Source organism: Enterococcus quebecensis (genome assembly GCF_001730365.1).
Classification (GTDB): domain Bacteria; phylum Bacillota; class Bacilli; order Lactobacillales; family Enterococcaceae; genus Enterococcus_L; species Enterococcus_L quebecensis.
Genome location: NZ_MIKB01000013.1, coordinates 242,359 through 257,451, shown reverse-complemented (window position 1 = coordinate 257,451; position 15,093 = coordinate 242,359). Strand labels below are relative to the sequence as shown.

13 protein-coding genes are annotated in these 15,093 nt (G+C 34.1%); 9 read left to right on the top strand and 4 right to left on the bottom strand.

Translation table 11 applies throughout. The features are described 5' to 3' along the window. Position 1 precedes the first annotated feature (1 nt). Positions 2–1,165 carry an AI-2E family transporter gene (locus BCR23_RS07465; protein WP_069634862.1) on the top strand — a complete coding sequence of 388 codons (1,164 nt, stop codon included), beginning with the start codon at positions 2–4 and terminating at the stop codon, positions 1,163–1,165. A gap of 238 nt (positions 1,166–1,403) precedes the next feature. On the opposite strand, the gene BCR23_RS07460 is transcribed toward BCR23_RS07465, so the two are convergent. Together BCR23_RS07460 and BCR23_RS07455 are read right to left on the bottom strand one after the other, a co-directional pair. Further along, complete coding sequence (locus BCR23_RS07460; protein WP_069634861.1) at positions 1,404–2,024, bottom strand: FMN-dependent NADH-azoreductase; 621 nt, start codon at positions 2,022–2,024, stop codon at positions 1,404–1,406. A gap of 171 nt (positions 2,025–2,195) precedes the next feature. Continuing rightward, positions 2,196–2,489, bottom strand: coding sequence for a rhodanese-like domain-containing protein (locus tag BCR23_RS07455; protein ID WP_069634860.1), 294 nt, complete (start codon positions 2,487–2,489; stop codon positions 2,196–2,198). A 281-nt stretch (positions 2,490–2,770) separates the two neighbouring features. Between BCR23_RS07455 and licT the strand changes: the two genes are divergently transcribed. From licT to manA, 8 genes are all read left to right on the top strand, one after another. Further along, a complete protein-coding gene (gene licT / locus BCR23_RS07450; RefSeq protein ID WP_069634859.1) occupies positions 2,771–3,613 on the top strand; it encodes a BglG family transcription antiterminator LicT in 843 nt (280 codons plus the stop codon). A gap of 185 nt (positions 3,614–3,798) precedes the next feature. Further along, entirely contained in the window at positions 3,799–5,688 is a 1,890-nt protein-coding gene (locus BCR23_RS07445; RefSeq protein WP_069634858.1) for a beta-glucoside-specific PTS transporter subunit IIABC, read from the top strand. Between the two features lie 151 nt (positions 5,689–5,839). Beyond that, positions 5,840–7,288 (top strand): glycoside hydrolase family 1 protein, encoded by a 1,449-nt coding sequence (locus tag BCR23_RS07440; protein WP_069634857.1) that lies wholly within the window; start codon positions 5,840–5,842, stop codon positions 7,286–7,288. A gap of 114 nt (positions 7,289–7,402) precedes the next feature. After that, positions 7,403–7,993 carry a guanylate kinase gene (locus BCR23_RS07435; RefSeq protein ID WP_069634856.1) on the top strand — a complete coding sequence of 197 codons (591 nt, stop codon included), beginning with the start codon at positions 7,403–7,405 and terminating at the stop codon, positions 7,991–7,993. Positions 7,994–8,158: 165 nt separating this feature from the next. Next, complete coding sequence (locus BCR23_RS07430) at positions 8,159–8,806, top strand: TetR/AcrR family transcriptional regulator (RefSeq protein ID WP_069634855.1); 648 nt, start codon at positions 8,159–8,161, stop codon at positions 8,804–8,806. Positions 8,807–9,238: 432 nt separating this feature from the next. Further along, positions 9,239–10,078 (top strand): VOC family protein, encoded by an 840-nt coding sequence (locus BCR23_RS07425; RefSeq protein WP_069634854.1) that lies wholly within the window; start codon positions 9,239–9,241, stop codon positions 10,076–10,078. 51 nt (positions 10,079–10,129) lie between these two features. Continuing rightward, positions 10,130–11,167 carry a serine hydrolase domain-containing protein gene (locus tag BCR23_RS07420; RefSeq protein ID WP_069634979.1) on the top strand — a complete coding sequence of 346 codons (1,038 nt, stop codon included), beginning with the start codon at positions 10,130–10,132 and terminating at the stop codon, positions 11,165–11,167. A gap of 41 nt (positions 11,168–11,208) precedes the next feature. Next, positions 11,209–12,183, top strand: coding sequence for a mannose-6-phosphate isomerase, class I (gene manA, locus BCR23_RS07415; RefSeq protein ID WP_069634853.1), 975 nt, complete (start codon positions 11,209–11,211; stop codon positions 12,181–12,183). Between the two features lie 46 nt (positions 12,184–12,229). On the opposite strand, the gene BCR23_RS07410 is transcribed toward manA, so the two are convergent. Together BCR23_RS07410 and BCR23_RS07405 are read right to left on the bottom strand one after the other, a co-directional pair. After that, entirely contained in the window at positions 12,230–12,925 is a 696-nt protein-coding gene (locus BCR23_RS07410) for a type 1 glutamine amidotransferase (RefSeq protein ID WP_069634852.1), read from the bottom strand. Positions 12,926–13,477: 552 nt separating this feature from the next. Further along, positions 13,478–14,815, bottom strand: coding sequence for a Mur ligase family protein (locus BCR23_RS07405; protein WP_069634851.1), 1,338 nt, complete (start codon positions 14,813–14,815; stop codon positions 13,478–13,480). Positions 14,816–15,093 lie beyond the last annotated feature (278 nt).

The following is a 15,093-nucleotide window of genomic DNA, read 5'->3' as shown; positions in this document are numbered from 1 at the left end:
AATGGAAAAAGATAAAGAGAAACGCTTTTCATGGTTTTGGCGTTGGTTTTTAAATAATCAAGTAGTAACAGCATTATTGATCGTATTATTAATTTTATTGATACTGTTGGTTTTTACTAAAGTGTCTTATTTATTTAAACCTGTTTGGCAATTTGTTGGTGTTGTTGGTTTACCGTTAATCATGGCAGGGATTTTGTATTATTTAATGAATCCGGTTGTTGATTATTTAGAAAAAAAGCAAGTCCCGCGTATTTGGAGTATTATTGGGTTATTTATTCTTGTCATCGCATTGATTATTTGGGGACTTTTTGTGATCGTTCCTAAAATTCAAGAACAAACGATCAGTTTTGGGAATCATTTCCCTCAATATATCGATACTATTGATAAAAAAATGCAAGAGATTTTAAGTGATCCTTTCTTTGCTCAATTTAGAAGTCAATTAGAAGATATGGGGGATAAATTAACTAGTTCTTTAGGTGACATTATTCGTAATATCTCTACGTTTACTGTTCAAGGATTAGGTAGTTTTGTTGGTGCTGTGGCAACAGTTGTAGTAGCAATTATTACAATGCCGTTCATCTTATTTTATCTTTTGAAAGATGGAAAGCAGTTAGCACCGTATTTGATGAAATTTTTACCTAATAAGATGCGTAAACCTACATTAAAAGTATTAGGTGAAGTGAATTCTCAAGTATCTTCTTACATCCGTGGTCAATTAACAGTAGCTTTTGCAGTAGCTGTGATGTTTATTTTAGGCTTTTCATTTATTGGATTAGACTATGCGATTACGTTAGGGATCTCAGCGGGTTTTCTTAATTTAATTCCTTATCTAGGGTCATTTTTAGCGATGGTTCCAGCTGTCTTTTTAGGGATTGTAGGCGGACCTGTTTTGCTAGCTAAAGTTTTAGTTGTTTTTGTTATTGAACAAACGATTGAAGGACGAGTGATTTCACCTTTAGTATTGGGGAGCCAGCTAGATATCCATCCAGTCACAATTTTATTGGTGCTGTTGACTTCTGGAAAGTTATTTGGAGTAGTAGGGGTTATTCTAGGAATACCCGTTTACGCTGCGGCTAAGGTTCTTATTACCCACATTTTTGAATGGTATAAGGATGTATCAAGTTTGTATCATGAAGAAGAGGAATTAAAGAAGCTAGAAGAGTAAAAGAACAGACTAGGACATAACTTACGAGTTATATCCTAGTCTGTTTGATTTTTTATAAACGGTGGAATCAGAAGCAACTACTATGCTTTTTACCATGCTAAAGCACTAAGATTTGAAGGTTTCGGAAATAAGCTGAAATTCACAAAAATTTGAAGAACAATTTCGGTGAATTCCCTCTTATTGCTGTAAAACACATTGCACAGTAGCTTGTTGGTTCTGATAGTACCAACTGCTTTTTTTAAAATCTTTTTCCAATAGTTGCTGCTTGATCCATCGCTGCAGCTAATAATTCTTCTGCTTTTTCTGGGTGATGATCAATCCCTTCGATGAATAACTGATCAATTTCAGAAACACCGATAAAGTTTAAAATTCCTTTTACGTATTGCGATGCAAAATCTTGCCCTTCATAAAAACCGCCATTTGATTGAATATGCAAAGCTTTTTTACCAGTAGTTAAACCTTTAGGTCCTTCTTCAGTATATTTAAATGTTTTCCCAGCGACATTGATTGTATCAATCCAAGCTTTTAAACGAGTTGGAACATTTAAATTCCATAATGCATTGGCAATAACCACTTTATCAGCACTTAGGAATTGGTCGGATAATTCGTTGAAACGAGCAACTTTTGTTTGTTGGTTTTCATTTAATTCAGTGAATTCAGTACCAGTGCGTAATGCACCCCAGCCAGATAGTAAATCTTCATCGATTTCTGGAATAAAGTCGGAGTAGACATCAAGAAAATCAATTTCATCTGTTGGATTTTGTGCTTGGTAGCTTTCTAAAAATGTTTCTAAAGCGCGGACAGAACGAGATTCTTCCTTGGTAAGTGGGTGTGCTTTAACAACGAGTAATTTTGACATGTGAAATCTCCTTTAAATACCTAAGTATCAATTATTTATAAACAAAACCATTTTACTAATAAAAAGTAAGAAATGCAATGTTTTTGTAAAAATTCCATAAAATTAAAAATTTATCATTTGAGTTGATAAAAAAAAGCAAGTATCGAGTTGCTGAATACTTGCCTTTAAGTTTTAAGAAGCGTTAGATAGTTGCTGCATACCACCAATAACGTGAACAGCATGAAAGCCTTTAGCTGCCATAAATGAAGCAATTACTTCTGAACGGCGTCCGCTGTAGCTAATGATATGATAGGTTTTTTCTTTATTCAGCTGTTTTAACATATTTGGTAAAACAGTAGCAGGTAGTGACATGGAGTGAGCTAAGTGACCTTGTAAAAAACTGTCAGTTTCACGGATATCGATGACGTTAAGTTCCTTTTCAGTATAAAGCATTTCAAAATCGGGTGTTGAAATTGATTCAAACATGTAACTCATCCTTTGAAGATATATATTTTTTAAACTATGGGATAGATTGTAACGCTTTTTCAGAAAGTTTACAATTGAGTATTGAGAATTCTTAATAGTTGTTTAACAAATAATTCCCAGTTGTTTTTTTGAAAAGGCTTGCAAATGGATTGGAATAATGTTATGCTATGCATGCAATAAGGATTGTTACTGTTCGGCAGGCAAAACCTGAATCTTCCATAATTTGTGTTTGGGTGGATTCTAGGTTTTTTTCATTTGTATTTGCAAAAGTGAGGTTCATCATGAATATTGAAAAAATTTTAAACAACAATGTCGTTATGACAAAAAATGAATCAGGTGAAGAAATCGTCTGTATGGGGCGAGGACTGGCATTTCAGAAAAAAATTGGTGATGTGATTGATCCAACTTTTATTGAGAAAGAGTTTGTCCTTAAAGATTCTATTACTTCAGGACAGTTTCAGCAGTTGTTTGCAGACATACCTTTAGAAGAAGTTGAGCTTGTCAAAAGAATTGTAGATATAGCAGAAGAAGATTTAGGAATTGAACTTTCATCAAATATCTATTTAACATTGACTGACCATGTGCACTATGCAATTATGCGAGCTAAAGAAGGTCTTGAAATGCCCAATCCATTGATGTTTGAGACAAAAAAGTTCTATCCTAAAGAATTTGCGATTGCTAAAAAAGCAGTAGCTTTAATTAAGGAAAAGTTGGACATTAATTTTTCAGAAAGTGAAGCAGGGTTTATTGCTTTCCATATTGTGAATAGTGAACAGGCAAATGGAAATATGGAGATGACGATGTCAGCTACAGAAATGGTGCGAGATATTCTAACAATTATCAGTCGTTATTTTGGTAAACCATTTGATGAAGATTCGTTAAACTATCAAAGAATTGTGACTCACTTACAATATTTTGCACAACGTTATTTACAAAATGAAGCACATGATGAAGAAGATGATTTTCTTTATGAATTGATTCAAAGCAAATATCCTAAAGCGTATCAAGCGGTACAGAGAATCAATGACTATCTCGTTAAAAAATACCAAAAACCAATTGATAAAGCAGAACAAATTTATCTTACGATTCATATTCAACGAGTCGTTGGAGAGAAAAAAATATAGCACTTCTAACAACGTATTTTATAATTTAACATTCAATCGAAGCGGATTGTTACTGATTAGCAGGCAAAACCTAGATTGAAAAAACAAACGTTTTATCTATATTTATGTTTTTTAAGTATAGTAGATTATTGTTTTTTCAGTTTAGGTTTTTTTATATAAAAAATTAAGGAAAAGAGGCATATAAAATGAGCAAAAATCAAGAGATAGCTGAACGCGTTTTAACGTTAGTTGGCGGAGAAGAGAATGTGAATAGCGTAGTCCATTGTGCAACACGCCTACGTTTCAAATTAAAAGATGAGAAAAAAGCGGATACTGAAAAATTAAATCAAGATCCAGACGTGATTCAAGTTGTTCGAAGTGGTGGTCAATATCAGGTTGTTATTGGTAGTCATGTCAGTGATGTTTATAAAGAACTGATGGCCCATAGTGGACTTGGGGATGATAATAGTGAAAAAGATGAAGGGCCAAAAGGGAATATTTTCAATCAGCTAATCGATATTATTTCTTCTATTTTCACACCTTTCTTAGGTGCAATGGCTGGAGCTGGGGTTTTAAAAGGATTTTTAACTCTGGCTGTTACATTGAGTTGGTTAACAGTTGAATCTGGTGTATATGTGGTGCTCTTTGCAATTGCTGACGGAATTTTCACATTCCTACCGATTATCTTAGCATTTACTGCAGCTAAGAAATTTAAAACAAATGAGTTTTTGGCAGTCTGTCTAGCGATGGCATTAGTTCATCCAAGTATCACTGCTTTAGCAGGTCAAACGTTAAGTTTTGCTGGAATTCCAGTGATTATCGGAGCAAGTGCCTATACATCATCAGTTATTCCGATTATTCTAGCAGTTTATGTTCAAAGTCATGTGGAACGTTTCTTTAAGAAGGTAATTCCTTCTTTCTTACAAATCATCTGTGTTCCGTTAGCTGTTTTTCTTGTGATGGCGCCAGTTACTTTTATTGCGATTGGCCCAATCGGAACGATTTTAGGAGATTTACTTGGAAAAGGATATGACGGTATTTATGGTTTTAGCCCAATTATTGCTGGTGCAGTTATGGGTGGTTTATGGCAAGTATTCGTAATGTTTGGTATGCATTGGGGCTTTGTTCCAATTATGTTGTTAAATCTATCAGCGGCAGGTGGCGGTGTGGATACAATGGCACCGATGCTTTTACCAGCAGTTTTAGCACAAGGTGGAGCAGCATTAGCAGTTTTCTTTATGACAAAAAATGTGAAACTAAAAGGTTTAGCTTTGTCTTCAACGATTACATCAATCTTTGGTATTACAGAACCAACTGTTTACGGTGTTACATTACCACTTAAAAAACCATTTATTGCAGCTTGTATCGGTGGGGCTGTCGGTGGCGCATTTATTGGCTTTAGCCACGTTCAAAACTATGTGTTTGGTTTGATTAGTTTATTGAGTTTACCAGGATTCATTCCTCAAGAGACAAAAGATACATCGGGCTTGATTGCAGCAGTAATTGGAACAGTAATTGCGTTTGTAATTGCTTTTGTATTAACATTTATTCTAAAATTTGAGGATAAACCAGAATCTGGTAGTGAAACTCCTGTAAATGAAAATAACTCTAACTCAGATGTACAAACTAGTAAAAAAAATGATAAAATTGTTTTAGCAAGTCCATTAACAGGGACAATTGTTCCTTTAGATAAAGTGGAAGATCAGGTGTTTTCATCGGGTGCTTTAGGTAAGGGTATTGCAATCGAACCAAAAGTTGGCGAACTATATGCCCCCGCTAATGGAGAAATCACAACATTGTTTCCAACAGGTCACGCAGTAGGAATCACAACAGAAGACGGTGCAGAAGTATTAATGCATATCGGTATGGATACAGTTGAGATGGAAGGCGATGGTTTTGAGTTATTTGCTAAACAAGGAGACAAAGTAAAAAAAGGCGATCTACTAGTCAAATTTGATATTGAAAAAATCAAAGCAGCAGGGCATCCAATCGTAACTCCAATTGTAGTTACTAATAGTGCTGATTATTTAGATGTATTAGATATGGATCAAGCAGATGTTTTACATGGTGAAGATTTCTTAGCGATCGTACGTTAATCGAAGGGTCTCATTTTCATTAAGGGCTAAACTATCTTGTTCAGAGCTACTATTATCTGGCCTTATGAGCTAGCTTTTTGAAAAAGATAAGAATTGAAGGTATTGAGTCTGAACAAGTATTTTATGTTTATAAAATAGGGAGGAAAAACGAATGTCAAATAAAACAACAGTATTTCCAGATGGATTCTTATGGGGCGGAGCAACTGCAGCCAATCAATTGGAAGGTGCCTATCTTTCAGATGGTAAAGGTTTATCAGTAGCTGATGCAATGCCAGGAGGAAAACAACGATTTCAGGTTTTAGGCAGCGATACGTTTAATTGGGAAATTGATGAAGATAAGTTTATTTATCCAAACCATCACGGAATTGATCATTATCATCGTTTTAAAGAAGATATTGCTTTGTTTGCGAAAATGGGATTTAAGTGTTATAGATTCTCAATTGCTTGGACAAGAATTTTTCCTAAGGGCGACGAAGCAACGCCTAATGAAGCTGGGTTGAAATTTTACGATCAAGTAATTGATGAATGTTTGAAACATGGAATTGAACCTGTAATTACAATTTCTCATTATGAAATGCCGTTACATTTGGCTAGAGAATATGGCGGTTGGAAAAACCGAAAATTAATCGATTTCTTTGAAAACTATGCAACAATCGTTTTAACTCGCTATGGTAAGAAAGTCAAATATTGGATGACATTTAATGAGATCAATTCAGCGTTTCATTTCCCAGCTTTAAGCCAAGGAATGGTCAAAGCAACTGGTGCTGGTGATTATCAAAATGTTTTCCAAGCGTGGCATAATCAATTTGTGGCTAGTGCTAAAGCAGTGAAGATTGGACATGAAATTAACCCAGATATGCAAATTGGCTGTATGATCATTTATGCTACAACATATAGCATCGATGCTAATCCAGTGAATCAAATGGCAACACTTGCACAAAATCAAGAATTCAATTTTTATTGTACAGATGCCCAAGTTCGTGGAGAGTATCCAGCATACCAACAACGAATTTTTGAAAAATATGGTGTAACTGAGCTAGAAATCGGCGCCGATGATTTAGAGTTAATGAAAAAATATGCGGTAGATTATATCGGTTTTAGTTACTATATGTCTTCTGCTGTTAATGAAACAGCTGATGAAGAGGATACAGTAATTGGAAACTTATTAGGTGGGGTACGCAATCCATTCTTAGAAGCAAGTGAATGGGGTTGGCAGATTGACCCAGAAGGTTTAAGGATTGCTTTAAACGAATTATACGATCGTTATCAAAAACCATTGTTTATTGTTGAAAATGGCTTAGGTGCGATTGATAAAGTAGATGAAAACTTTTATGTGGAAGATGATTACCGCATTGATTACTTACGTCGACATATTGAAGCGATGTCAGATGCCGTGAAAGATGGTGTTGATCTGATGGGGTATACACCTTGGGGTTGTATTGATCTAGTTAGTGCTTCGACAGGTGAAATGAGTAAGCGTTACGGCTTCATTTATGTTGATTTAGATGATAACGGCGAAGGTACAATGGATCGTTATGAGAAAAAATCATTCAATTGGTATAAACAAGTGATTGAAACAAACGGTCAAAACCTGAAATAAAAACGAATAAGACTTAAGGATGAAGGGACATTTTCATCTTTGGGTCTTATTTTCTTATATATTGAAGAGAAGTACTTCTTGTTGTATAGTGAATTTGTAAAGGGGGAACAACTAATGAAAAGAAAAAAACTAATTCATCCTTTTTTTGTTCTCATAGGTCCAAGTGGTTCAGGGAAAACCAAAGTTGCAGAAGCTGTTTTTCCCGCTGAATATAAGGTGATTTCTCATACAACTCGACCAAGGCGAAAAGAAGAAAAAGAGGGCATCGATTATTATTTCCAAACGAAGGAGCAATTTAAACATCTTTTAAACACTCATGCTTTGGCGGAGCATGATACGTATCATGGTAATCAATATGGAGTGGGAATTGATGAGTTAATTCAAAAAACCAATGATCATTATGCTTATGATGTATTGACGATTAAAGGTTTTCAGGAAATAGAAAAAAGATTTGGGCAAGTAGTTATACCAATTTTTTTAGAAGTATCCAAGGCTAATGTATTATCCAGATTACAGAATCGAGAAGATGATGCGACGATTATAGAGGAACGCGTAGCGTTATACGATCAAGAATCTCAGAATAAAAATAAGATAATGGATTATCCAAACCACTTCGTTATTGATGCAAACCAAACGTTTGAAGAGGTTATCAAAGATGTGGAACAGGTAGTGAATGACGTAATAAGTAAAGAGAATAAACATTGATGAAAATTATAATCTTCGAGAAGTGTCAAAAAGAAGGGATAACGAACCCTTCTTTTTTGTTTGAAAAAATAACCTAAATAAATTCTATTGATTTTTCATTTCATGGTGCTATAATGACATCGTGTCATATGACGGATTGTCATTATTGTGGAAGGGGTGCAATTGATGCCGAAAGCTACTTTTTTTCATCTAACTAAAGAGAAGCAGCAAAGATTATTGGACGCTGCTAAAACCGAATTTTCAAGAACATCGTTAAAAGAAGCTTCGATCGCAAATATAGTTACATTAGCTGAAATACCTAGAGGAAGTTTCTATCAATATTTTGAAAATAAGGAAGATTTGTATTTTTATTATTTTGATTTTTTACGGAAAGATAGTAAAACAAATATTGAAAAGTATGTTCTAGAGGCCAACGGAGACTTATTTATAGGAATGGATAGTTATTTTACAAAAATGATTTTTAATGTATTGACGGGAGAAAATGCTTCATTTTATAAACAGTTTTTTATGAATATGGATTATCAATCAACCAGTCGTATTTCTCCTCAATTTACATTAGATGATATAAAAGGAGCAGCATATCAGAAAAGGCGTCATGGATATAAACTTTATAAACTGATTGACCATTCTAAGTTTAAAATCCAGAATAAACAAGAGTTCAAAATGTTAATGGAAATACTTATGAATGCGGTCTATTCTTCAATTACTGAAGGCTATAGAGAACTTGAAAAAGATCCATCATATGATATTGATCAAACGCTCCAAAATTTTAAAGCTAAGTTAAACTGGTTAAAAAATGGCGTATATAAATAGCAAATAATTTTATGATTTTTTAGTCAGTAGTAATTTATAATACAATTTTTTAATTTATTTATGTTAAAATGTAAAAATAAAATATTTAGATGATTAGCCCACCGCTATTAGATCTCGTTACAGCGATTATACTATAAGGATTCGTGAAAAATATGCAGAAAAAGATGTTTGAAAAAGAAATTCAGCATCTTTTTTTATTGTTGAAGATAAACTTATCTGAAAAATATCTAGATAAGTTATTTTATTTAAATTGGTAAAGTTTGTATAAAAAGAAAAATAATAATTAAAGCAATGTAATTGGTATAGGTGTATAGAAGATGGATTTCTCAAATATTTCTTATATTTATGTATTTTTTGAAAGAGCATTTGCTTGCCGAAATCACTTGATATGTTTAGAATAAATAGAGGAAGACATTCGGAGGGGGAAGACGGATGGAAAAGTTTCGACTATCACAAGATGTATACGTGAAAACAATTGCGCTTCACGTGAACGATGTAGAGAAAATGGTTAGCTTCTATAAGAATGTATTAGGTTTTATTTTAAAGTTAGAAGAAAATAATTTATCAATATTCGGCTCGCAAAAAAAAGAAAGTCGATTGTTGATATTAGAAGAAACAGATTCTAACGAAGATCAAGTACAATCTTTTGAGAAGTCTGTCAGTTTTTCTATATTGATTCCAACAGAAGAAGAGTTTGGCAGTGTTTTAAGAAGAATTACTGCGCATAACTATCCAATAAATAAATCAGTAAAACAAGGAACAAGAAAAAGCGTCTTTTTAAAAGACCCTGAAGGAAATGAACTTGAAATCAGTTATCAAGAAGGAGCTGCGGATCAGAGTGAGGCAGAAACTGAAGTACTGGATATAGATGCACTAATCCAACAAAGTAAAATTTTGTATTCAAGTCTTTCAGCAGATGTTCGTTTTGATCAAATCAAGTTGAGCGTTGAAGACAAAGCTGAACACCATTATTTTTACCAAGATGTTTTGGGCATGACTTCTGAGAATGATACAACAGATAAATTATCAATGAATGACGGTCAGTTCCTAGTTCACTTAGATAAATGGGTAAGACCTATTAATGAAAAAAAAGACGGTAAAGAAGCTTTAGGTGTGGATTTTTTCGTTTTAACATTAGATCAAGAAGAAGAAATGACCAGACTAAAAAAACATCTAGAAAAAAATGAACAAGAATTTTTTGTGGATAAGAAATTAACAATCTTAACAATCTATGATCCTAGTCAAATTGAATGGTGGTTTGTAAGAAATTAAAAAGTAGTCTTAAAAAATCATGAAGCAAAGCTTGGATGAGGAAAAACGATGATGTATAAAGAAACGAGAAAAAAAATCAAAGAATTTATGAACGATGGTGTTTTTCCAGGAGTCAGTTTTTCTTTTATGACAGAAGCTAAATCTGATGACTATACTTGGGGAAATGCTCAAATATTACCAACAGTCGAATCAATGGATGTTTCGCTGCTTTTTGATGTGGCTTCTTTGACCAAGGTGATTTGTACTACAACGGTTGTTTTACAGCTAATGGAAACAAATAGGATAGATATTGACATGTCATTCAAAAAATATTATCCAGCATTTGAAGATGAAAAAATAACGATTCGTCATCTTCTGACTCATACATCTGATATCCAAAGTTATATTAAAAATAGGGATACTTTGACAAAAGAAGAATTGCGAAAAGCATATTCTCAAGTGAAATCTGGTGAAAACTTGGGGAAACAAGTTGCTTATACAGATACTGGAACGATTTTACTTGGATTTATGTTGGAAGAATTATTAGGGAAAGATGTTATTGAAATCTTTAAAGAGAGAGTCTTACAACCGTTAGATATGTCAGATAGTCTCTTTTTACCTGCAGATCCTTTTCAAACTGTTCCAACTGAAATACATCCTTTAAGGGGACTGATTAGAGGTCAAACGCATGATCCAAAGGCTTTTATTTTGGCAGAGCATGCAGGGAATGCTGGATTGTTTACTAATTTAAAGGATATCAAAAAATTTGTAACAATGTATTTAAATGAAGGCATGTATAAGACGAATAGAGTACTGGAAAAAATGACGATTCAATCATTACTACTTGATCAAACACCTAATAGAAAAGGACATCGCTCGTTAGGTTGGGATTTGAAGAGTGATCTGGCAGGAAATCCATTGTTATTTCATACGGGGTATACAGGTACGTTTTTATTGATTGATCCTGTGAATAAAGAAGGATTTGTCTTTCTTTCTAACCGTGTTCATCCCATTGATAAAAGAGCAGAGTATATTGAGAAAAGAGATCAACTGATTGCTATTTATTTGAACGAAAAAATAACAAACATAGATGAATCGCTTTCTTTTTAGTGGTATAATTGACGAGTATAAATGGAAGGGAGTCTCTAACTATGCAGGAACCTTTATTTTTAAAACCAGTATTTCAAGAAAAAATTTGGGGTGGTGACCGATTACAGACTGTTTTCGGATTTGATCTACCGAGTAATAAGATTGGTGAAGATTGGGCAATTAGTGCTCATCCTCATGGGGTTAGTACCGTGGAAAATGGTGAATTTTCTGGTCAAAAACTAGATGAACTTTGGGTGAATCACCGTGAATTGTTTGGTAATGCTAAAGGAGATGTGTTTCCTTTATTGACAAAGATATTAGATGCAGAAGATGATTTATCTGTACAAGTACATCCAGACGATGCTTATGGGTTAGCTCACGAAGGTGAACTTGGAAAAACTGAATGTTGGTACATCATAGATGCTGAACCAGGATCAACGATTATTTATGGGCATAATGCAAAAAGTCGTGAAGAACTTGAGTCAATGATCAAAGAAGAACGTTGGGACGATTTATTGAGAAAAGTTCCTGTTAAAAAAGGTGATTTTTTCTATGTACCAAGCGGAACAATTCATGCTATTGGTAAGGGGATCATGATCTTAGAAACACAACAAAGCAGTGATACAACCTATCGTGTATATGATTACGATAGAAAAGACGATCAAGGCCAAGCAAGAGAACTCCATATCCAACAATCAGTGGATGTAACAACAGTCCCAGCTAAAGACGCTGAATTGTCTATTCAACAACAAAATCAAGGACAATCAAGTATCATTACCTATCTGAAAACACCATTTTTCAATGTGTATGAATGGCAAGTTAAAGGTATATTGAAGTTAAAGAAAAATGCGCCATATACATTAGCTACGGTGATTGATGGCACGGGGCATTTGATTATTGAAGATGAAGGAACAATTAAAACTAAGAGTTATGAGCTGACTAAAGGAGCAAGTTTTATTTTGCCTGATGATATCGCTAAATGGCGTGTTGAAGGAGATTTAACAATCATTGCTTCAGAACCTGGAGTAGATGCATAGCATAAATAAAAAAGTGTTAGGAATTTTAATCCTAACACTTTTTTATTTATTCACCAACCAACATTTCTTTAGGCACATCGAAAGGCTCGTTGTATTTTTTTTCTAAAGCTATTTTGATTAAGCGAATACCTAGATTTTCATTCCGAGCAAGAATTGGCCCATGGAAATAAGAACCAAAGACATTTTTATAAATGACACCCTCAGAATTATCTTCATTGTTATTTCCTTTACCCTGTAAAACTTTCCCTAAAGGACGTTCTCCTTTACCAAGGAAAGTTCGACCGTTATGATTTTCAAAACCATAATAGGTTTCGTTGAATTCTTCATTATGAATAACAATATCTCCGATGTAACGATTATTATCTTGACTCAAAGTGTAATGATCTAATGCACCAATTCCATGGATTTTTTCACCTTTAGCTCCCATATAATAGTGCCCTAATAATTGGAACCCACCACAAATGGCTAACATTACACCCTCATTTTCAATGTATTCAGTTAACGTTTCTTTTTTCGTTTGGATATCATCTGAGATGATCAATTGCTCGAAATCTTGACCCCCTCCGACAAAAACTAAATCATATTTATTTGGATCAAAAGGTTCATAAATACTGATAATTTCAGATCGAAAGGTAACATTCATTTTTTCAGATAAATATTTTAACATCAGTAGATTACCATTATCGCCATAAGTATTCAGTAAATTTCCGTATAAATGACAAACGACTAATTCTTTAGACACTGTTTATTCCTCCTTAAGATAAAAGTGGAATGGGCTCGTTAAGTCTCGACAGAAAAATAGGAAAACATAGAAGAGGAGTATTGTGCCTCCTCTATGTTTTATCTTTTTTCCGAGAGAGTAGCCCATGCAACTGGATAAGATAAAAGCGGAATGGGCTCGTTAAGTCTCGACAGAAAAATAGGAAAACATAGAAGAGGAGTATTGTGCCTCCTTTATGTTTTATCTTTTTTCCGAGAGAGTAGCCCATGCAACTGGATAAGATAAAAGCGGAATGGGCTCGTTAAGTCTCGACAGAAAAATAGGAAAACATAGAAGAGGAGTATTGTGCCTCCTTTATGTTTTATCTTTTTTCCGAGAGAGTAGCCCATGCAACTGGATAAGATAAAAGCGGAATGGGCTCGTTAAGTCTCGACAGAAAAATAGGAAAACATAGAAGAGGGGTATTGTGCCTCTTATAGTTTTATCTTTTTTCCGAGAGAGTAGCCCATGCAACTGGATAAGATAAAGCGGGATAGTCTCGTTAATCTTTTTCTGAAAGGCAAGCTCTTAAAGTTAGCTATTAATATAACCTTGTGCAGTTAAGGATTTACGTAATTGTAAAACGGCTGTGTAGGTAGCCAAAATGTACACATGCTCTGTTGGTACTTCTTTAATTGCTGTAATCACATCGTCAAGATTTGGTATTTCTTTTAAGTTATCTTCAGCAATACCTGCTACTTTCAATCGTAAAGCCATATCTTTATGACGATCACCACCAGCAATTACCTCTGGAATGTCCATTTGTGCAAAGGCTTCGTGATCACCATCCCAAATCCAGCTAATATCGATCCCATCAGCATAATTAGCATTTAATAATGAAACAAGAGAGAACGAATAAGGCGCAAGTTTCATCATATCAATTACTTGGTTGAGCCCAACAGGATTTTTTACTAGGATCAATGTACACAATTTACCCTCAATATTGATTGTTTCTTGACGTCCAAAGACTTTTTCATCATAGCTTAAACCTGCTCTGATTTTTTCAGGTGTTACACCATAGTGTTCAGCAACTGCTGTGGCAGCTAAGGCATTATAGACATTATACATACCGCCAACGGCAATACTATACTCTGCACCATCAATCACAAAATTCGCTGAAGTATTGTCCATCTTGACCATCTCTGTCAATTGAACATCCAATTCAGGACGATGGAATCCGCAGTTAGGGCAATAATATTTGCCAAGGTTGGCATAGGTGATCATTTTGTAGTGTAAAATGTGATGACATTTGGGACAAAGTAATCCATCTGTATTATAATGAGCCATTTGTTCTTCATCTGGTTGATGATTAAAACCGTAATATTTTCTTGGGTTGATCGTTTCAACTGAATTGAAAATAGGTGAGTCACCATTGCACAAAATAGGTGCATTTGGAGCTGCAGAGGCACCATCAACAATTAATTTATAGGTAGTGTATATTTCTCCGTAGCGATCCATTTGGTCTCTGAAAATATTGGTGAATAAAAATAATTTTGGTTCAATATATTTTGTGACCCGACTTAAGCTAGCTTCATCAATTTCTAAAACAGCAAATTTTTTCTTTGCGCCTTTGTTTTTGGCAGATAAAAACGTTGAAACGATTCCTTGCTCCATGTTTGCACCTGTCGGATTTGTCAAGACATGATCAAACTCTTGTCTTAAAATATTAACAGTTAAGGCTGTTGTCAATGTTTTTCCATTGGTTCCAGTGACAACAACGATCTCGTAATCTTTAGCTAATGTATCTAAAATTTTCGGATCGATTTTTAATGCTAATTTTCCAGGGTAGCTGCTGCCGCCTTTGAAAAAAGTTTGTAATACCCATTGAGAAGTTTTTCCAGCCATAATCGCTACTTGACTTCTGATTCCCATAAAGTGCCCTCCAATTTCCATCAATTATCGTTGTTAAACGCAACAATAAACTCAACCTATAATACCACAATTAAAAAAAAAAATTAATTCCTTTTACCTTTTCTTACTATATTATAAATAACTAAGATCCATGGGAAAAATTGTCTATTGCTATTTTTAGGAATGAAATAAGTATTTTGGCGGATTAGGGTAACTATAAAATGATTAAAAGTAATTGAATAAACTCAAAAATAAAAAAATTTTCAGAAATTCCAAAAAGCGCTTCCAATGTGTTATTC